At 70.8% G+C, this 18902-nt stretch carries 18 protein-coding genes and 1 riboswitch; of the genes, 6 read left to right on the plus strand and 12 right to left on the minus strand.

Annotated elements, in window-relative coordinates; all coding sequences use genetic code 11:
• Positions 1-92: 92 nt before the first annotated feature.
• The 5 genes from ETD85_RS27020 to ETD85_RS27040 are packed head-to-tail and all read right to left on the minus strand — an operon-like array spanning position 93 to position 5659.
• Positions 93-1091, minus strand: coding sequence for a LacI family DNA-binding transcriptional regulator (locus tag ETD85_RS27020; RefSeq protein ID WP_138692580.1), 999 nt, complete (start codon positions 1089-1091; stop codon positions 93-95).
• The gene (locus ETD85_RS27025; RefSeq protein WP_138692581.1) at positions 1072-2481 is read right to left on the minus strand and encodes a GH1 family beta-glucosidase; all 1410 of its coding nucleotides are present in this window, start codon (positions 2479-2481) and stop codon (positions 1072-1074) included. Before ETD85_RS27025 ends, ETD85_RS27020 begins: the two co-directional genes overlap by 20 nt.
• Entirely contained in the window at positions 2478-3308 is an 831-nt protein-coding gene (locus ETD85_RS27030) for a carbohydrate ABC transporter permease (protein ID WP_138692582.1), read from the minus strand. Before ETD85_RS27030 ends, ETD85_RS27025 begins: the two co-directional genes overlap by 4 nt.
• A complete protein-coding gene (locus ETD85_RS27035) occupies positions 3305-4261 on the minus strand; it encodes a carbohydrate ABC transporter permease (RefSeq protein WP_138692583.1) in 957 nt (318 codons plus the stop codon). Before ETD85_RS27035 ends, ETD85_RS27030 begins: the two co-directional genes overlap by 4 nt.
• Positions 4262-4318: 57 nt before the next feature.
• The gene (locus ETD85_RS27040; RefSeq protein WP_138692584.1) at positions 4319-5659 is read right to left on the minus strand and encodes an ABC transporter substrate-binding protein; all 1341 of its coding nucleotides are present in this window, start codon (positions 5657-5659) and stop codon (positions 4319-4321) included.
• A gap of 738 nt (positions 5660-6397) precedes the next feature.
• Between ETD85_RS27040 and ETD85_RS27045 the strand changes: the two genes are divergently transcribed.
• Complete coding sequence (locus tag ETD85_RS27045) at positions 6398-7693, plus strand: UDP-glucose dehydrogenase family protein (RefSeq protein WP_138692585.1); 1296 nt, start codon at positions 6398-6400, stop codon at positions 7691-7693.
• A 137-nt stretch (positions 7694-7830) separates the two neighbouring features.
• Here the strand turns inward: ETD85_RS27045 and ETD85_RS27050 are convergent, their stop codons facing one another.
• The 3 genes from ETD85_RS27050 to ETD85_RS27060 form a co-directional block, all read right to left on the minus strand.
• Positions 7831-9069 carry an RNA polymerase sigma factor gene (locus ETD85_RS27050; RefSeq protein ID WP_206058609.1) on the minus strand — a complete coding sequence of 413 codons (1239 nt, stop codon included), beginning with the start codon at positions 9067-9069 and terminating at the stop codon, positions 7831-7833.
• A 125-nt stretch (positions 9070-9194) separates the two neighbouring features.
• The gene (locus ETD85_RS27055; protein ID WP_138692587.1) at positions 9195-9635 is read right to left on the minus strand and encodes a YciI family protein; all 441 of its coding nucleotides are present in this window, start codon (positions 9633-9635) and stop codon (positions 9195-9197) included.
• Between the two features lie 92 nt (positions 9636-9727).
• Entirely contained in the window at positions 9728-10453 is a 726-nt protein-coding gene (locus tag ETD85_RS27060; RefSeq protein ID WP_138692588.1) for a TetR/AcrR family transcriptional regulator, read from the minus strand.
• Positions 10454-10548: 95 nt separating this feature from the next.
• Between ETD85_RS27060 and ETD85_RS27065 the strand changes: the two genes are divergently transcribed.
• Together ETD85_RS27065 and ETD85_RS27070 are read left to right on the plus strand one after the other, a co-directional pair.
• Positions 10549-11157, plus strand: a complete 609-nt coding sequence (locus ETD85_RS27065; protein ID WP_138692589.1) for an NADPH-dependent FMN reductase — start codon at positions 10549-10551, stop codon at positions 11155-11157.
• A 2-nt stretch (positions 11158-11159) separates the two neighbouring features.
• Positions 11160-12674, plus strand: a complete 1515-nt coding sequence (locus ETD85_RS27070; protein WP_240779447.1) for an MDR family MFS transporter — start codon at positions 11160-11162, stop codon at positions 12672-12674.
• Here ETD85_RS27070 and ETD85_RS27075 read toward each other — a convergent pair.
• Positions 12664-13539, minus strand: a complete 876-nt coding sequence (locus ETD85_RS27075) for a LysR family transcriptional regulator (RefSeq protein WP_138692590.1) — start codon at positions 13537-13539, stop codon at positions 12664-12666. The two genes, ETD85_RS27070 and ETD85_RS27075, sit on opposite strands and share 11 nt — an antisense overlap.
• A 57-nt stretch (positions 13540-13596) precedes the next feature.
• On the opposite strand from ETD85_RS27075, the gene ETD85_RS27080 reads away from it, so the two are divergent.
• Entirely contained in the window at positions 13597-14424 is an 828-nt protein-coding gene (locus ETD85_RS27080; protein WP_240779448.1) for an alpha/beta fold hydrolase, read from the plus strand.
• Positions 14425-14564: 140 nt separating this feature from the next.
• Here the strand turns inward: ETD85_RS27080 and ETD85_RS27085 are convergent, their stop codons facing one another.
• The 3 genes from ETD85_RS27085 to ETD85_RS27095 form a co-directional block, all read right to left on the minus strand.
• On the minus strand, positions 14565-15275 hold the full coding sequence (locus tag ETD85_RS27085; RefSeq protein WP_138692591.1) for a CHAP domain-containing protein: 711 nt from the start codon (positions 15273-15275) through the stop codon (positions 14565-14567).
• Positions 15276-15287: 12 nt separating this feature from the next.
• Positions 15288-15424, minus strand: a riboswitch (cyclic di-AMP (ydaO/yuaA leader).
• Positions 15425-15542: 118 nt separating this feature from the next.
• Positions 15543-16496, minus strand: a complete 954-nt coding sequence (locus ETD85_RS27090; protein ID WP_170246855.1) for a Gfo/Idh/MocA family protein — start codon at positions 16494-16496, stop codon at positions 15543-15545.
• A 19-nt stretch (positions 16497-16515) separates the two neighbouring features.
• On the minus strand, positions 16516-17337 hold the full coding sequence (locus ETD85_RS27095; protein ID WP_170246856.1) for an aldo/keto reductase: 822 nt from the start codon (positions 17335-17337) through the stop codon (positions 16516-16518).
• Positions 17338-17432: 95 nt separating this feature from the next.
• On the opposite strand from ETD85_RS27095, the gene ETD85_RS27100 reads away from it, so the two are divergent.
• Positions 17433-18377, plus strand: coding sequence for a hypothetical protein (locus tag ETD85_RS27100; RefSeq protein WP_138692593.1), 945 nt, complete (start codon positions 17433-17435; stop codon positions 18375-18377).
• Positions 18374-18902, plus strand: a 529-nt coding sequence (locus ETD85_RS27105; protein WP_338087178.1) for a DUF6716 putative glycosyltransferase, incomplete at its 3' end; no start/stop codon positions are given. The genes ETD85_RS27100 and ETD85_RS27105, both read left to right, overlap by 4 nt.

Below are 18902 nucleotides of genomic sequence, written 5' to 3' on the forward strand. Positions count from 1 at the left end.
GCCAGGGTCCTTTCGTGAAGCCGCTGTGGACGAGTGCGGGGGATCGGCTGCCGCGGGGCTGCCGGGGGATGGTAAAGCCAGGTAACGCCAGGTCAGGCGGATTCTCTGCGCACGAGGTGGGTGTCGAGGATCACGACGGGCTGGCGCAGCTCCTCGCCGTTGATGCGAGCCACCAGGAGCTGTGCCATCTGCCGGCCCATGGCCTCGGTGGGCTGGTGGACGGTGGTCAGCGGCGGGTCGGCGTGCAGCGCGGCCTTGGAGTCGTCGAACCCGATCACGGCCACGTCGCCGGGGATCGCCCGCCCCGCGGCCTTGAGCACGCGCATCGCGCCCAGCGCCATCGGGTCGGACGCGGCGAAGACCGCGTCGAGATCGGGATGCGCCGCCAGCAGCTCCGACATCGCCGCCGCGCCGCTGTGCTCCGAGAAGTCACCGTAGGCCACCAGCTCGGGCAGGCCCGAGAGCAGCAGCGCGTCGCGGTAGCCGGACAACCGGTCCACGCCCACGCCCATGTCCTGGGAGCCCGCGATCGTCGCGATCCCGGTGCGGCCGAGGCCCAGCAGATGCTTGACCGCCTGCCGGGCGCCCGCCCTGTTGTCCATGTCCACGTAGCTGTAGGGGTCGAGGCCGACGGGCCGGCCACCGAGCACGGTCGGCACGCCCATCTCCTCAAGTCTGCCCGGCAGCGGGTCGGCGCCGTGCAGCGACAGCAGCAGCACGCCGTCGACGTGCTGCCCTGTCAGGTAGTGCTCGAGCCGCTCGTGTTCTTCCGGCGAGCGGGCCATCGCGAGGATGAGCTGCAGGCCGGTCTCCGCCAGCGCCGAGCCGATCCCGCGGATGGTGCCCGCGAAGTACGGCTCGTCGAAGACGCGGAACTGCGACTCCGACACCACCAGCGCGACCGTGTCCGTGCGGCGCGTGACAAGTGCGCGCGCCGCACGGTTGGGCACGTAGCCCAGCTCGCGAATTGCCAGCTCGACAGCCTCGCGGGCCCTGGCACTGACGTTCGGCGAGCCGTTGATGACTCTCGACACCGTGCCCCGGCCTACACCGGCCCGAGCAGCGACTGCCTCAAGAGTCGGTCGGTTCATGGCGCCTATTCTGCCGGATGATCTCCGAGTACCAGAGCGCGCTGTCCTTGAGCAGCCGTTCCTGTGTCTCGAAGTCGACATGAACCAGGCCGAACCGCTTGCCGTAACCCCAGGCCCACTCGAAGTTGTCCATGAGTGACCAGGCGAAATAGCCTTCGAGCGGCACGCCCGCCTCGATGGCCTCCTTGCACGCGCCGAGGTGCGCCTCGACGTACGCCTGCCGCTCGCGGTCGTGGATCCGCCCGTCGACGAGCACGTCGTCGAAGGCGGCGCCGTTCTCCGAGACCACCATCGGGATCGGCGGGTAGTCCCGCGCCACCCTGGTGAGGATCTCCACCAGGCCGCTCTCGTCGATCTCCCAGCCCATCGCGGTGACGGGCCGGCCGCCGTTGACGAACGACACGTGCTCGCTGCCCACCCACGGAGAGGCCGAGTCCGTGGGGGCGGCCGCCGCCGACGCCTTGCCGCCTGGTGCTCCCGAGACCGTGAAGCGGCTGTAGTAGTTGACGAGCAGCACGTCGATGGGGGCGTTGATGGTCTTCATGTCGCCCGGCTCGATGAAGTCCACCTCCACCGGCAGGTCGTTGAGCACGTCCTCCGGATAGCGTCCGGTCAGCAGCGCGTCGAGGAAGAACCTGTTCTGCAGGCCGTCGATCCGCCGGGCCGCGTCCAGGTCCCGCGCGCTGTCGGTGGCGGGGGTGACCGCGTACAGGTTCACGCAGCCGCCGACCCGTCTGGCGTCCATCGCCTGCACGGCCAGGCCGTGCGCCAGGTTGAGGTGATGCGCGCCCCTGATCGCGTTCTGCGGCTCGCGCCGGCCCGGGGCGTGCTCGCCCGAGGCGTAGCCGAGGAACGCGGCGCACCACGGCTCGTTGACGGTGCTGAAGGTGTGCACGTGGTCCTTCAGCGCGTCGTGGACGGCCGCCGCGTACTCGGCGAAGCGGTAGGCCGTGTCACGGTTGGGCCAGCCGCCCTGGTCCTCCAGCGCCTGAGGCAGGTCCCAGTGGTAGAGGGTCAGCCAGGGGTCGATGGAGTGGCCGCGCAGCTCGTCGGCGAGCCGCTTGTAGAAGTCCAGGCCCTTGTGGTTGATCTGGCCGGAGCCCGTGGGCTGGATACGGGGCCAGGAGACGGAGAAGCGGTAGGCCGTCAGGCCCAGCTCCGCCATGATGGCGACGTCTTCCCGGTAGCGGTGGTAGTGGTCCATGGCCACGTCGCCGTGGTGCCCGTTGAGCACCCTGCCGGGGGTCTTGGTGAAGGTGTCCCAGATGGAGACACCGCGCCCGTCCTCGGAGACGGCTCCTTCGATCTGGTACGCCGACGTCGCGGCGCCGAACGCGAAGCCAGTGGGGAAGCGCAGGCCGGAACGCGTCTGTTCCTCTTGTGTCGTCACGCCTTGACCGCACCTTCCATGAGACCGCCGACGATCTGGCGGCCGAATGCGACGAATACTGCGATGAGCGGAATGATGGACAACGCGGTCCCTGCGAAGATCAACGTGTAGTTCGTGGAGAACCTGGCGTTGAGCTGGGTGATCGCGATCTGCACGGTCGGGTTGTCCGGGGTCAGCACGATCAGCGGCCACATGAAGTCGTTCCACATGAGCATGAAGGTGTTGATGCCGAGCACGGCCATTCCGGGCCGTACGGCGGGCAGCACGACGTTCCACCAGATCCGCAGCGTGGCGGCGCCGTCCACCCGGGCGGCCTCGACCAGCTCCATGGGAACGGCCTGCCGCGTGTACTGCGTCATCAGGAACACCCCGAACCCGTTGAGCAGGTAGGGGAGGATGACCGCCGTGAGCGTGCCGGTCCACTCCAGGCTCACCATGAGCCGGTAGAGCGGCACGACGCCCATCTGCTGCAGCGGCACCGCCATCGTCAGCAGCACCAGGACCAGCAGCACATTGCGGCCCTTGAAGTTCAGGTTCGCGAAGGCGAACCCGGCCAGCGTCGAGATGACGACGACGGAGACCGTGACGACGCTCGCCACGATGAACGAGTTCGTCAGGCCGAGCAGGAAGTGCGCGTCCTCGTTGTTCAGCACCGCGACGATGTTGTCGCCCAGATTGCCGCCCGGCAGGAACGCCGGAGGCACCGACACCGCGTCCGCGTTGGTGCGCGAGGCGATGACCAGCATCCAGTACAACGGGAATGCCGACACGAGGACGGCCAGGCCGAGCATGACCCGGGTCATGATGGTCGGTGACCAGTTGGTCATTTCGTGCCCCCGATCCTGCGCACGAACAGGAAGTTGATGGCCGCTCCGATGAGGATCAGCAGGAACAGCAGCCAGGCGGCCGCGGCGGCGTAGCCGTAGTCGAACTCGCGGAAGCCCTGCTTGACGATGAACATGGCCACCGTCTGGAACTGTCCCTGCGACCCGCCGTCGACGTTGCCGTTGTAGAACGTGGTCGGCTCGGAGAACAGCGTCAGGCCGCCGATCGTGGAGTTGAGCACCACGAAGATCATGGTCGGGCGCAGCATCGGCAGCGTGATCTGCCAGAACTGCCTGCGCCGCGAGGCGCCGTCGATCGCCGCGGCCTCGTACAGGTCCTTCGGGATCGTCTGCATGCCGGCCAGGAAGATGATCGCGTTGTAGCCGGTCCAGCGCCAGTCGACCATGGTGGCGATGGCGATCCACGAGGGGATGCGCTCGGCCCGCCAGTTCGTCGCGTCCACGCCGAACCAGCTCAGGATCCAGTTGACCAGACCCCAGTCGCGGGCGTAGAGCTGCGTGAACACCACCGCGACCGCCACCACCGACGTGACGAGCGGCAGCAGGACGCTCATCCGGATCGCCAGGCGGAGCTTGAATCGCTTGTTCAGCGCGTTGGCCAGGAACAGCGCGAGCAGCATCTGCGGGACGGTGGCGAGGATGAACATGCCCACCGTGTTGGTCACGGCGTTCCAGAAGTCCTCGTCGGCCAGCAGCGCGGCGTAGTTGCCCAGTCCGGTCCACTCGGTGGTGCCGGCCAGGTCGTAGTCGTAGAGCGAGTAGTACAGGGTGAAGGCCAGCGGGAAGAGACCGAAGGCGGCGAACAGCAGGAAGTACGGGGACACCAGGGCATACGGCATCGCCTTGACGTCCAGTTTGGAACGCCAGCGGCGGCCGGGCGGGCGGGCGCGGCGATGGTTGTTGCGCACCGCCCGCGGAAGGGTGTCGAGGCTCATAACAGACCTTTCAGCGGCAACGAGCCCGGCCCGCGCTCGGCGGGCCGGGCGGGGGAGTCAGCCCGCGGCCTTCACCGCGTCGTCCACCAGCTGCTGCCAGGCCTTGTCGTAGGCGACGGAACCGTCGTCCATGCCCTGGATGACGGACTCGATGGCGTTCTTGACCTGGGCGTGCTTCACGCCGAGGAAGACCGGCTGGAGGCTCGAAGCGGACTTGGCGAAGATCTCACCGATGGGGGCGTTGTTGAAGAACTCGTTCTTCGCGCCCTGCACGGCGGGGTCCGCCTGCGACTTCGTGTTGCTCGGCATGTTGCCGAAGTCCGTGAAGATGCTCGCCTCGGTCTGCGCGCTCGTCAGGTAGTCGGCCACCATCGCCGCTTCCTTCGGGTGCTTGCTCTGCTTGGGCACGGCCAGCCAGGAGCCGCCCCAGTTGCCGCCGCCGCCGGGCACCGACGCCACGTCCCACTTGCCCTTGCCGCCGTCGCCCGCGTTGCCGCTGACCACGCCGAGCATCCAGGACGGGCAGCCGACCGTGGCGAACGCGCCCTTCTGGGTGCCCGCCGCCCACTCGTCGGTGAAGTTGCGCAGCTTGGCGGTCAGGCCCTGCTGGCTCATCTTCGTGGCGAAGTCGAAGCCCGCCTTCACCGCCGGGTTCTTGTCGACGATGAGGTTGTTGTCCTTGTCGAAGTAGGTGACGTTGCCGTTCTTGGCCGCCTCCTGGTACAGGACCACCTGGTAGAGGGTGTTGGTGCCGTCGGCGAACTTGGTGTCCTTCACCTTCGACTGGAACGTCTTGCCGACGTTCATGAACTCGTCCCAGGTCGGCCAGAGTGCGCTGACCTTCTCCCGGTCCGTCGGCAGGCCGGCCTTCTTGAACAAGTCGGTCCGGTAGCAGAGGCTCATGCCGCCGATGTCGGTGCCGAGGCCGAACAGCTTGCCGTCGGCCGTGACGCCGTTCTCCCACTTCCACGCGGGGAAGTCGGCCTTGCGGGACTCCAGGCCCTGCTCCTTGAGGTCGGCCCACCACTCGGGGTGCGCCTTGGCCAGGCCCATGCCGCCCTCGTCGATGCCGACCACGTCGCCCGCGCCGTTGCCGGCCTGCAGCCACTGGATCATCTGCGGCCAGTACTGCTGCTCGAACTGGTCGGTGAGGTGCTCCTCCTTGATCTGAATGTCCTTGTGCTCCGCGTTCCACTTCGTGATGGCGTTCTTGTAACCGAAGTTCGTGCCGCCGCCGAAGGTCTGCACGCGGATCGTGACCGGCTCGGCCGCGGCCGAGGAAGCGGGAGCGCTGGACGCCTCCGGCGTGCCGCCGGAACCGCACGAGGCGACGGTCAGCGCCGCCGCGGCCAGGGCCGAGGCCGCGGCAAGACCGCCGCGACGCTTGCTGATCATCATGGTGGACCCCTTCTCGGGTGAATGTTGGGGAGGTGCACCGCGGCACGCGCTCCGCCGCGGTGGGAGTCTTTGGGAGCGCTCCCACAAAGGGTGCACTTAGCGGGTGAGCACGTCAATCCACCGAAACGTAACCGTTACCAATGGTGCGATTTGGCACAGTTGAACGGGATTTTTCGTAACATACCTCTCAAAGACCTGATTGGGAGCGCTCCCACCACAAGAGACATCTTTTGTGTCGCATCAAGGGCATGTCGCCCGCACGCTGGGCACTTTCTCCCGGTTGCGCCCCCTGTCACGGTGGGCGCATCACCGTGGTCAGGGTGCGCGCATCGCCGTGGTCAGGGTGCGCGCATCGCCGTGACCCGGGTGGGCGCATCACCGGCGCTCGATGCCCGTGACCCAACCGTGCCGAGACCCTGGACGTGATCGGGATCGGATGTGCAGTAGGTTGGGCGACATCTGGTCGCGGGGCCTGACGCGGCGCCGGCGCTCACGCGTGGCCGGGGCGTGAGGCGGCCCGGCTTGAGGCGTGGTGCGGGCCGGCCGTGACGCGGGGCTCCGGGGGCGGGCCCGACGTCCGGGAGCAGGGCGCCGGCCTGGGGCGATGCCGAAGGGTGACCTGGCGCGACAGAGGGCTCGGCAGGGCGGGTTAAGGTGGGCATCCTTCACGTGCTTCGGCACACACTTCGTCAGGCGGCGGGCCGACTCGGGGTCCGGCCGCGTGAGAATGGATGGTCCATGGTTGGCATGCCGCGACGGCGGGTCGCTGTGTTCGGCGCCGGATACATCGGGCTGGTGACCGGTGCCTGCCTGGCCGAGCTCGGGCACGAGGTGACGGTCCGTGACATCAACCCGGAGAAGATCAGGCTGCTGCGCTCCGGCGAGGTGCCGATCTACGAGCCGGGGCTGGGCGACATGATCGTGCGCAACAAGGAGCGCCTGACGTTCACCCTCGACCTCGACGAGGCCCTGGACGGCGCGGAGATCGCGTACGTGTGCGTGGACACCCCGCCCTCCGCCTCCGGCGACGCGGACCTCTCGCGGGTCTGGTCGGTGGTGCGGTCGCTGGAAGGGGCGGCGCACCTGCGGGCGGTCGCGGTGAAGTCGACCGTGCCGGTGGGCACCGGCAGCCGCGTGCGCGCCGCGCTGGACGCCGCCGGCCTCGCCCACGTCGGATACGCCTCCAACCCCGAGTTCACCGCCGAGGGCACGGCGGTCGGCGACTTCATGCACCCCGACCGCATCGTGGTCGGCGCGTCCGACGAGGCCACCGCCGGGCTGATCTCGGAGCTGCACCAGGGCGTGGACGGGCCGATCGTCGTGATGGACGTGCGCTCCGCCGAGATGGTCAAGCTGGCCTCGAACGCCCTGCTCGCCACGAAGATCAGCTTCATCAACGAGATCGCCACCCTGTGCGAGAAGACCGGCGCCGACGTCGAGGAGGTCGCCCGCGCCGTCGGCCTGGACCACCGGCTGGGCAGCCACTTCCTGCGTCCGGGCATCGGCTGGGGCGGCTCCTGCTTCCCGAAGGACTCCGAGGCGCTGCGGCAGCTCGCCAACAACACCGGCTACCACCTGCAGCTCCTGTCGGCCGTGATCGAGGTCAACAACCTGCAGAAGCGCAGGGCCATCCAGAAGCTCAAGGACGAGCTCGGCACGCTGGCCGGCACGCGGGTGGCGCTGCTCGGGCTGACGTTCAAGCCGGGCACGGACGACATGCGGGAGGCGCCGAGCACGGTGCTGGCCGCCCGGCTGCTGGCGGAGGGGGCCGAGGTCCGCTGCTGGGACCCGATGGCTCGCCCGGCCGACAGCGAGCCGTGGACGTCCACCACCCGCTACGAGACCCCCGAGCTGGCGGTCGACGGCGCCGACGCGGCGATCGTGGTCACGGAGTGGCCGCAGCTCAAGGAGGTCGACTGGGCGCGGGCCGCTTCGGTGATGCGGCGGCCGGTGCTCTTCGACGGGCGCAATCTGCTGGATCCGGCCGGCATGCGGGCCCTCGGCTTCACCTATCTCAGCGTCGGCCGGCCATGACCGCCCCGCCCGCCGTCGTCGGGGGTGGCGGCGGGCGCGGATCACCGGACCGGCGCCTCACCGGCCGGTGATCGTCGAGTCGGGCGCGTCACCGGGGTTGAGGGGCGCCGAGTCAGGCGCGTCATCGGGGCTGAGGGTCAGCAGGCGGCGGCGCGTTCCTCCAGGAGGGCGCGCTCCCTGGCGTTGCGGGTCATCGCGGCCGCCCGCTCGAACTCGGCCCGCGCCTCCTCGGTCCGCCCCAGCTTGAACAGCAGGTCGCCCCGCACGCTCGGCAGCAGGTGGTAGTCCTTCAGCGACGGCTCGCCCGCGATCTGGTCCAGCAGGCCGAGCCCCACGGCGGGTCCGTAGGCCATGGCGAGGGCCACCGCGCGGTTGAGCTCGACCACGGGGGAGCGCGACAGCTTGGCCAGCGCTTCGTACAGGTGCGCGATGCGTACCCAGTCGGTGTCCTCGGGGGTGAGGGCGCGGGCGTGGCAGGCGGCGATGGCGGCCTGCAGCGCGTACGGCCCGTGCGCGCCCCCGAGCTCCTCCGCCCGGTCGAGGGCGGCCAGCCCGCGCCGGATGAGCAGGCGGTCCCAGCGGGCTCTGTTCTGCTCCAGGAGCAGGATCGGCTCGCCCGACGGGCCGACGCGGGCTGCCGAGCGGGAGGCCTGGATCTCCATGAGCGCGACCAGGCCGTGCACCTCGGGCTCCTTGGGCATCAGGCCCGCCAGCACGCGGCCCAGGCGCAGCGCGTCCTCGCACAGGGCGGGCCGCATCCAGTCGTCTCCGGCGGTGGCCGAGTAGCCCTCGTTGAAGATCAGATAGATGACCTCGAGCACGGAGGCCAGCCGCCCGGCCAGCTCGCTCGCCTGCGGCACCTCGAACGGGATCCGCTTGTCGGCCAGGGTGCGCTTGGCGCGCACGATGCGCTGCGCGACCGTGGGCTCCGGCACCAGGAACGCCCGCGCGATCTCGTCCGTGGACAGGCCGCCGAGCACCCGCAGCGTCATCGCCACCCGGCCCTCCACCGACAGCGCGGGATGGCAGGCGGTGAACACCAGCCGCAGCAGGTCGTCCTCGATCTCCCCGGCCTCCGGCGGCTCCTCCTCCTCCGTGCCGAGGCGGTGGCCCAGCTCGATCAGGTTGCGTTCGAGGCGCTCGTTCCTGCGGATCAGGTCGATGGCGCGGCGCTTCGACACGGTCATCAGCCAGGCGCCCGGGTTGCGCGGGACGCCGGATTCCGGCCACTGCTCCAGCGCGGCGACCAGCGCGTCCTGGGCCAGCTCCTCCGCCAGGCCGACGTCGCGCACCAGCCGGGCGAGCCCGGCGATGAGCCGGGCCGCCTCGATCCGCCATACCGCTTCGATCGCGCGATGCGTGTCGGAAGATGCCATCACCGGCCCATGAGACCAGCCACGGCCCGGCGACCGCAACCCGCCTGACCAAGGCCGGGCGACCGCAACCCACCGGCCCTGCGGCTACCGCGGCCCCTGCGGCCCCTGCGGCCCCTGCGGTCGGGTCACGCCGGCGGGTCGTCGGCGCGGAGCCGGCGGCGCAGCGCCTCCTCGCGCTCGCGCTCCTGCGCCGGCAGGGACTCGTCCGGTACGTCCGACGCGTCGAACACCCGCCACACGTCCAGCCCGATCCCGTCGTGCCCCGGCGGCACCGGAACGCGCAGGGCCCACTCGATGGCCTCCTCCCGCGACTTGACCTGGATCAGCCAGAACCCGGCGATGAGCTCCTTGGCCTCGGCGAACGGCCCGTCGATCACGCTCGCCTTGCCGCCGCTGTAGGCGATCTGGGCCCCGTGCGAGCTCGGGTAGAGCCCCTCACCGGCCAGCAGCACCCCCGCCCTGGTCAGCGACTCGTTGTAGGCGTGCATGTTGTCGACGAGCTCCTGGCTGGGCAGCGCCCCCGCCTCGGTCTCCGCGTTGGCCTTGCCCACGATCATGAACTTCATGGAGTCGTCTCCCTCTCGTTCCCGCCGGTCGTGCCGGCCGTCTCGATGACGCGTCGAACGACCGGGCGGCGGATCGACACGTCGGCCGCAATCTATTCGGGGAAAAGCCGCGAGGCGATCCCGTCGAGCACGTAGTCCAGCCCGGTCTCGAACTGCCACGCCGGGTCGTTCTTGCGCGCGCCCTCGTAGATGTAGCGCCGGAACGTCGGATAGCGGCCGGTGTCGAGCAGGTAGCGGAGCTGGGGGGCCAGGCTCGTGTACACCTGCCGCTCGTCGGACCACCCCTGGCCGGCCATGAGCTGCCGCATCGCTATCTCGGCGCTGGTGACGCCGTGGGTGTAGGAGTTGACCGTGGTGGCCACGGCCATCATCGTGTCGGCGTCCAGCCCCAGCTCGCTCACCGCCCGCAGCGCGCGTTCGGACACCGCCGTGCGGCTGGGCGTCAGCGCGAGCACCGCGCTCGGCGGGAGCTGGGCCAGCCAGAGATGGCTGAGCATCAGCTCGCGCGTGCGCACGGCGATCGCGCGCAGCGCCTCCCGCCAGCCCGCCGTGTCGCCGGGCAGCTCCAGCTCGCGATAGACGTGGTCGACCATCAGCTCCAGCAGGTCGTCCTTGCCCGACACGTGGCGGTAGGCGGCCATCGGGGCGACGCCCAGCTCGGTGGCCAGCCGCCGCATGGTGACGGCGTCGAGCCCCTCGGCGTCCGCGACCGCGACCGCCACGGTGGCGATCCGCTGCGGTGACAGCGTCTGCCGGGGCGCGGGGGCGGGACGTTCGAGCCGCTCCCACAGCGGGGCTTCGTCCTTCTGGTCAGCCATGATCGCCTTTCTACGCGGCACTCGTGTACAAGGTATCAGCGGTAGACAACGTACACATCGCTGTGTACGTTGTCTTCGGAAAATACGTTGTACACATGAAGGAAGGTCCCATCGTGGAGACCCCGTTGCGCGTCGCCGTCCTGCTCGGGAGCATCAGGGACGGCCGCTTCGGCCCGACCGTGGCGAGCTGGATCCGCGGCCACCTGGACGCGCGCCAGGACATGACGGCCGACGTCATCGACCTGGTGGAGACCCCGTTGCCGACCGTGTTCCCGGTCCTCGGGCAGCCGCCCGTCTCGGAGGAGGCCGTGGCGCAGCTGGCGGCGGTGTCCCCGAGGCTCGCGGCGGCCGACGCGTTCGTCATCGTGACGCCGGAGTACAACCGCAGCTTCCCCGCGTCGCTGAAGAACGCCATCGACTGGCACAGCCGCGAGTGGCACGCCAAGCCGGTCGGGTTCGTGGGATATGGCGGCTTCTCGGCCGGGCTGCGGGCGGTCGAGCAGTTGCGCCTGGTGTTCGCCGAGCTGCACGCCGTCACCGTGCGCGACGCGGTGGGGCTGCAGGCGCCGTGGGCCCAGATCGGCCCCGACGGCACCGCCCCGAACCCCGGCGGCGACGCGGCGGCCAAGGCCATGCTCGACCAGCTCGCCTGGTGGGGCCACGCGCTGCGCTCGGCCAGGGCCGCCCGGCCCTACGGGGCATGACCATGAGCAGGTCACTGTACGCCGGGGTGTTCGGGCTGATGCTCGGCATGTTCCTGGCCATGCTGGACGGGCTCATCGTGGGCACCGCGCTGCCCACGATCACCGGCGAGCTGGGCGGGCTGAGCCTGCTGCCCTGGGTCGTGACGGCGTACCTGCTCGCCGGTGCGGCCACCACCCCCATCTGGGGCAAGCTGGGCGACCTGTACGGCCGCAAGGGCATGTTCATGTCCTCGATCGTGATCTTCCTGGCCGGATCGATGCTCGCCGGGCTGTCGCAGGACATCGGCCAGCTCATCGCGTTCCGCGCGGTGCAGGGTCTCGGGGCGGGCGGGCTGATGGTCGGCGCGCTGTCGATCATCGGCATGCTCGTGCCGCCCCGTGACAGCGGCAAGGTGCAGTCGATGGTCGGCGCCATGATGCCGATCGCGTTCGTCGGCGGCCCGCTGCTCGGCGGCCTGCTCACCGACCACCTGAGCTGGCGCTGGACGTTCTACGTGAACGTGCCGGTCGGCGCGCTCGCGCTGGCCGTCGTGGGCCTGGGGATCAAGCCGGTCGGCGAGCGGGTCAAGGCCAGGATCGACTATCTCGGGGCGGTGCTGCTGACCACCGGCATCCTGGCGCTGACGCTGCTGGCGAGCTGGGGCGGCGGCACGTACGCGTGGACGTCGCCGCAGATCCTCGGCCTGGCCGCGGTCGCGGTCGTGGCCCTGGCCGCCTTCGTCCGCGTCGAGCGGCGGGCCGCGGAGCCGATCATCCCGCCCCGGCTGTTCCGGGACCGCAACTTCACGCTCGCGCAGGTCGTCAGCTTCCTGGTGGGCGCGGTCATGATGGCCGTAACGGCGTACCTGCCGCAGTACATGCAGTTCGTCCAGGGGCTGTCGCCCACGGCCGGCGGGATGCTGCTGTTGCCGCTGATGTTCGGCATGCTCGCGGCGCAGCTCCTGACCGGCCGCCTCGTCAGCAGGAACGGCCGCTACCGCGTCTACCCGATACTCGGCGGCGGCGTGCTCGTGGCGGGCGTGCTGCTGCTGACCTGGCTGGACACCGGCACGGGCACGGGGCTCGCCTCGGCGCTCACGGTGGTCGCCGGGGCGGGCATCGGGCTGCTCATGCAGAGCACCATGCTCCTCACGCTGAACAGCGCCGAGCCCAGGGACCTGGGCGCGGCCAGCGGCACCGTCACGCTGCTGCGCACCATCGGCGGCTCGCTCGGGATCGCCCTGCTCGGCGCCCTGTACAGCGGCCGCATGGAGTCGGGCCTGGCCACCGGCCTCGGCACGGAGGAGGCCGGGCGGCTGGCGGGGGGCGGCGGGCTCACACCCGAGTCGATGTCCGCGCTGCCGCCGGCCGTCCGCGCCGTCGTCGGCGAGGCGGTCAGCGGCGGGCTGCGGGGCGTGCTCATCGGGGCCGCGGTCCTGGCGGCGATCGCCTTCGCCGCCGCCTGGTTCATCCGGGAGGTGCCCTTGCGCACGGAGGTCCACGCCGCCGGGCCGGCAGCGGAGAAATCTACAGCGTAAAGGCGGCGGCCTGGTCCAGGAAGGCGCCGGCCGCCGGGCCGCAGCCCTCCCGCGACGGGACGGCCAGCGCCAGCGAGCGGGTCGTCCTCGGCACGAGCGGCCGGGTGACGGCGCTGCCGAGGTCGGCGGGCAGGCCCAGGGTGGGGACGATGCTGACGCCCAGGCCCGCGGCCACCATCTCCAGGATGGCGGCCGGGCCGCCGGCCTCGAAGGCGACGTCGAGCTCCACCCCGGCCGCGCCGGCCGCCGTCATGATCAGCGGCCGGCAGCCCGCGGTGGTCAGGATGAACGGCTGTCCCGCCAGGTCGGCGAGGTGGATGAGCTCCTGGCCGGCGAGCGGGTGGCCGGATGGGAGCACGGCCACCATGTCGTGGGTGCTGAGCGGGACGGTGAACAGGCCGGGCGCGGGCCCCTTCACGGGCAGGGTGATGACGCCGACCTCGGCGGCCCCGCGGTGCAGCCAGGCGCGGATGTCGTCGTCGGCGCCCTCGAACAGGCGTACCCGCACCTGCGGATAGCGGTCGGTGTAGGACCGCAGCAGCCGCGCGATGAGCGTGCCCGTCGCGCTGGGGAGGCTGGCCAGGCGCAGCTCGCCGGTGATCTGCCCGGCGGCGGCCGCCACGTCGGGGCGGATGAGGTCGAAGTGCCGCAGCGTCTCGCGGGCCCGGTCGAGCGCGCGGCGGCCGGCCTCGGTGAGCGCGATGCCGTCGCGGTGCCGTACGAACAGCGCCGCCCCCAGCTCGCGCTCCAGCGTCGCTATCGCGCGGCTGACGGCGGGCTGCGACATGCCGGTGTGGTCGGCGGCGGCGGTGAAGCCGCCGTGCTCGGCCACCGCGACGAGCACCCTGAGCTGCGCTAATGTCATACCGTCATACCCTAGTTGGTATTTGACGCCGGGTGATCAGGACACGATGGTTATGCCATGTCTACACGGATGACGATCGACGTCGACGGGCTTTCCACGAGCTATCTCACGGCCGGTGAGCGGGGCCCTCTGTTGCTGCTGCTGCACGGCACCTACTGGAGCCGGGTCTGGCTGCCGGTGATCGACGACCTGGCGGCGGCGGGGCTGCGGCCGGTCGCGGTGGACCTGCCGGGCCTGGGCCGCTCGGAGGGTGAGCTGACCGCGGAGACGGCCACCGTTCCCGCGCTGGCCGCGTGGGTGCGGCGGTTCGCCGATGCGCTGACGGGCGGTGCGGACGAGCCGCTGTCGGTGGCCGGGCACGACATCGGCGGCGCGGTGGCCCAGCACCTGCTGGCGGGTGGTGACGGGCCGGGCGTGCGGCGGCTGGCGCTGGTCAACTCGGTCACCTACGACTCCTGGCCGGTGCCTGGCGTGGCCCGCTACCGGGACCCGGCCGTGGTGGCCGCGACGACGACGGAGGAGCTGCTGGCCGCCCGCCGTACGGCCGTCACCGCGGCGCTGGCCCGCCCGGCCACGGAGGACGAGCTGGCCGATTACCTCGACCCCTGGCGCGACCGGCGCGTCTGCCGCTCGTGGATGGCGCTGGCCGGCGCGGCCGACAGCCGCTACACGTTCGATCTCGTCCCGGCGCTCAAGGGGGACCTGACGCCGAAGCTGCTGGTGTGGGGGGAGGACGACGCCTTCCAGGAGGTGCGCCACGCCGAGCGCTTCGCCGCCGAGATGCCCGCCACCACGCTGGTCCGCGTCCCCGCCGCGGGCCACATCCCGATGGAGAACGACCCCGCCGCGGTCGCCGGCGCCCTGGCGGCCTTCTTCCTGGAATGACCGCGGCCTCGCCTGAGGGGGCGAGGCTTTCGAAGGAAACGCGGCGAGTGCGCCTGCTTGGGGGAAACGCGGCGAGCGCGCGTCCGGGGTGGGACGCGCGCTCGCCGTTCATGGAAGGCAAGGAGCCTGCCGGTGGCCGATCAGGCGGCGTACTGCGGATAGCCGTAGCCCACGACCTGGGACTTCGGACGGACGCGCTCTTCGACCTTGCCGTTGCCGGTGTTGCCTTCGATCGTCGAGATGGTGCCGTCCTGGTTGTCCTTCACGACGAACCCGACGTGGTTGATGTCGCTGATGGACTTGCTGCCGCTCCAGGAGAAGAAGACGACGGCGCCGGGCTTGGCCAGGGTGCCGAAGCGGTGGTTGGCCTTGAACCACTTGGCGTGGGCGACGGTGTAGGCGTCCCAGCCGACCTGCGGGCGGGCGCCGGTCTGCTCGCCGACCCAGGAGACGAACATCGAGCACCAGGCGGCGTTCAGGTACGCGGCCCGGCTTCCGCCGTCACGGGCGATGGTCTCGGCGGCACGCTGCGAACCGGCGTACCACTGCTGGAACTTGGTGCCGCCGCCGGCGGCGTTCTCGGAGGTGCCGACCTGGGCCTTGGCGAAGGCGAGGACCTGGTCAGCGGTGACGTTGACCTTGGTCTCCTCGACCCTGTCGCTCTTGGCGCCGGCCTTGTGGGCGGCGAGGGCGGCGTTGGGGTGGCGGGCGGCGGTGGCCGCGGCGGCGCCGGTGGCGGTGTCGGCGTTGGCCGTCAGGGTGTGTGCGCCGAGAGCCGACGCGGCGATGGTGGCGCCGAGAACGGCGCGTGCGATGATCTTCGGGGCAGCAGTGAAACGGTGCTTCGCCATCGAGGGGGTTACTCCTTGCTTCCATGCCGCTTACCGGGTTAGCTGACGGGTTCGGGCGTGGAAGCTGCCCTACGGCACCGAAGTGCCGATTCACCCCAAAGGACTGGGTCCCCGGTTCCGCCCGAAGGCGGATTCAGCGGTCACAGGACGTTCCTGTGATGCGTCGTGCGATGGTTTGGACATCGCCGGACAAACCGGACGTATGCCACGAGATGCCACATAAGGTAATACATGCGGCAAGAGGATTACAAATGGATAAAAGCCCAGCTAGGGAAGTTGCCGCCGAGCGTCGGCCAGAAGCCCCATCATGGCAAGGGATTCGTCAAGTGGCATGATCGAGGATTCGGTCCTGCCCTCGGCCGTCGCGGCGCGGACTTCGCGGAGCTCACCGGCGTATCCGTTGTCCGCCGGATCGAGCACGTGCTCTTCCGGCTCCATGGAGGGCCCGGTGAGGAGGATCCGCCGCGGCGCCCAGAACGGCGCCGGGATGTCCGCCCGCATCCGGGTACCCACAACACGGGCATCGTTCGGGTAATTCCCGAGCAACGAGACTTCCACCAGGGCCTTTACGCCGCCGGGGTAGAGCAGGACGCCGCCAGCCTCCGCGTCCACCCCGCTGGGCGCCACAGAGCCGGTGACGCGCAGCTCCGAGGGCATGCCGAGCAGTAGCTGGGCCAGGCCGAACGGGTAGATCCCCAGGTCGAGGAGGGCTCCGCCGCCCAGCTCCGGCGCCCACAGGCGGTGTGCCGGGTCGTAGGGGGCGGCGAAGCCGAAGGAGGCCTGCACGGAGCGGATCTCGCCGAAGCGCGGATCGGCGGCGATGAGCCGGATGAGCGGGTTGAACCGCGTCCACATGGCTTCCATGAGGAACACGCCTGCCTCCCGTGCCAGGCGCACCATCTTCTCGGCGTCGTCCATGGTCGCGGCCAGGGGCTTCTCGCAGAGCACGGCTTTACCCGCGGCGATGGCGGCCTCGGCCACCTGGAGGTGCTGGGCGTGCGGGGTGGCCACATAGACGGCGTCCACCGCCGGATCGGCGCACAGCCGCTCATAGGAGTCGTACGCCGATTCCGCGCCCAGCGTGGCGGCCAGGGCCTGGGCCCGGCCCAGGTTCCGGGAGCCGACGGCGGCCACCCGCATGCCGGGCTCCGCCGCAATGGCCGCGCCCACCGTTCGGGCGATACCGCCCGTAGCCGCTATTCCCCACGCAAAATCCCGCACGCGGGAGAGCGTAGACGTATCACGTCATGTTGAACGTGTCGGGGTCCGGCCCGATGCGCTCCCCCCTGTTCAGCGCGCCGATGGCGGCCATGTCCTCGGCGTCCAGGATGAAGCCGAACACGTCGATGTTCTCGGCGATGCGCGACGGGGTCACCGACTTGGGGATCACGACGTTGCCGAGCTGCAGGTGCCAGCGGAGCACGATCTGCGCGGGCGTCTTGCCGTACTTGTCCGACAGCACCGCCAGCGCCGGGTCGCTGAGCAGCCCTTTGCCCTGGCCGAGCGGGCTCCACGCCTCGGTGAGAATGCCGTTGGCCTCGTGGAAGGCGCGCATCTCCCGCTGCTGCAGGTACGGGTGCAGCTCGATCTGGTTGATGGACGGCGCGATCTCCCCCTCCTCCATGAGCCTGGTGAGGCTCTGGACGGTGAAGTTCGACGTGCCGATGGCCTTCACCCGGCCGTCACGGTAGATCTTTTCCATCGCCTTCCACGCCTGCACGTACTTGTCCTGCTGCGGCACCGGCCAATGGATGAGGAACAGGTCGATGTAGTCCAGCCCCAGCCGGGAGAGGCTCTCGTCGAAGGCCTCCGCCGCGCGGCCGTGGTCGCCGTTCCACAGCTTGGTGGTGACGAACACCTTCTCGCGCGGCAGCCCGCTGGCGCGTACGGCACGCCCCACGCCCTCTTCGTTGCCATAGGCGGCGGCGGTGTCGATATGCCGGTATCCGGCCTCAAGCGCGGTCGACACGGCCTGCTCGGCGCCGTCCGCGGGAACCTGCCAGACGCCGAAGCCCAGTTGCGGGATCTGCACGCCGTCGGTGTTGAGCATGAGCGAGTTCATACCCTCCATTGTTCACGCAGCGTTTCTGGCGGCTTAAGGCGGCCGGGCTAGCTTGAAGCGGTCGTGAACAGGCCATCACCCGGGGAGGGCAAGGAGTGGTCAAACAGGCGTCGGCCTGGGTGGAGTCCCCGCTCCAGATGCTGTGCGCCATCGAGGCCCACCATGCCGGGCTCCTCGGTCCCGCGACCGCCGTCGTACCGCGCGCGGGGCTGCGGCCCCTGACGGCGACGCGGCGGGAGCTGGGCTCTTTCGTGCTGCCCGGCGGTCTGGAGCTGGCGGAGCCGCGTGAGCGCATGCCCAGGCGCGTGCAGGCCGTCGGCGACGCCTTCTCGGGCCGGGTCCAGGTGCGCTGGCTCGTCTCCGTGCCCGGCCGCGTCGTGATCGTGGACGACGGGCTGGCCACGATCCGGCTGCTCGAACTGCTGGCCGAAGGGCCGTACCGGCCGCTCCTGCGGGCCCGCGCGCGGCCGGGCCGGCTGCGCTCCGCGCTGGGCCTGGCCGCCGCGCTGCGCCTGCGCATGAGCGAGGTGTCGGTCTTCACCGCGCTGCCCGTCGGCGACAAGCTGGCCGAGGCCGTCCGCGCGGCGGGCGTCGACCTCGTACGCCACGACTTCGCCTGGCTGCGGGCCCAGCCGCCGAACGCGGAGGGACCCGCGGAGCGCACGGTCGTCCTCGGCACCTCGCTCGTCCGCAACGGCCTCGTGCACCGCGACCGCTACCTGCGCTGGCTGACCGAGCTGGCGTCGCGGGAGCCGCTGGCCTACTACCCGCACCGCCGCGAGGACCCCGTGGACGTCGCGCTGATCCGGGAGCGCCCCGGGATCACCGTCCACGACGCCGGCGCCCCCGCCGAGCTGACGCTGCGCGGCCTGGACGCCGGCCAGCGCGTGCTCAGCCTCCCCTCGACCGCGATCACCTCGCTGCGGGTGCTGCTCAGCCCGCGCGGTGTCGCCGTCGAGCCCGTCGACGTTCCCGATGACTGGTGGACCAGCAGGGCGGCCCCCGCCCTGCGATCACATTTGACTGGAGTGTCTGGGTGAGAGTGCTGGCGGTCGCCGACTCCGACTCGTATCTGAAATGGGCGGCCTGCCTGCTCGGCGACCTGCCCGCGGGCTGCGTGACGGAGCTGGTCGTGGTGCGCACGCCGATCGTGCCCTCGCCGGAGCAGATCGCCGCCGCCGTGAACGGCAGCGTGCACGGCGGCGCGAGCGGCAGCGCGCACGGCCGTGTCAGCGGCGGCGTGCTCGGCGGAGGCGGTGCGAGCGGGCTGGAGGCACCCCCGGCGGTGCTGTCGGCGCGCTCCGTGCGGCGGCTGGCCGAGCGGACGCGGCCCGACGTGATCCTCGTGGCCTGCACGGGTCCCGTGGTGGACGTGCTGGTGTCAGAGGTGCTCGCCGGGCTGCGGCCGCGGCCGGTGTTCGTCAGCGGGCTGCCGGGCATCTCGGTGCCCGCGACGGAGAAGGCGTGGCTGTTCCGCAGCGGCTGCGACCTGTTCGTGGTGCACAGCGAGCGGGAGGCGGCCGAGTTCGCCGAGATCGCCGACCGGCTCGGCGGGGGAGGGGCGG

The sequence above is a fragment of the Nonomuraea zeae genome (genome assembly GCF_005889725.1).
In the GTDB taxonomy this organism is placed as follows: Bacteria; Actinomycetota; Actinomycetes; order Streptosporangiales; family Streptosporangiaceae; genus Nonomuraea; species Nonomuraea zeae.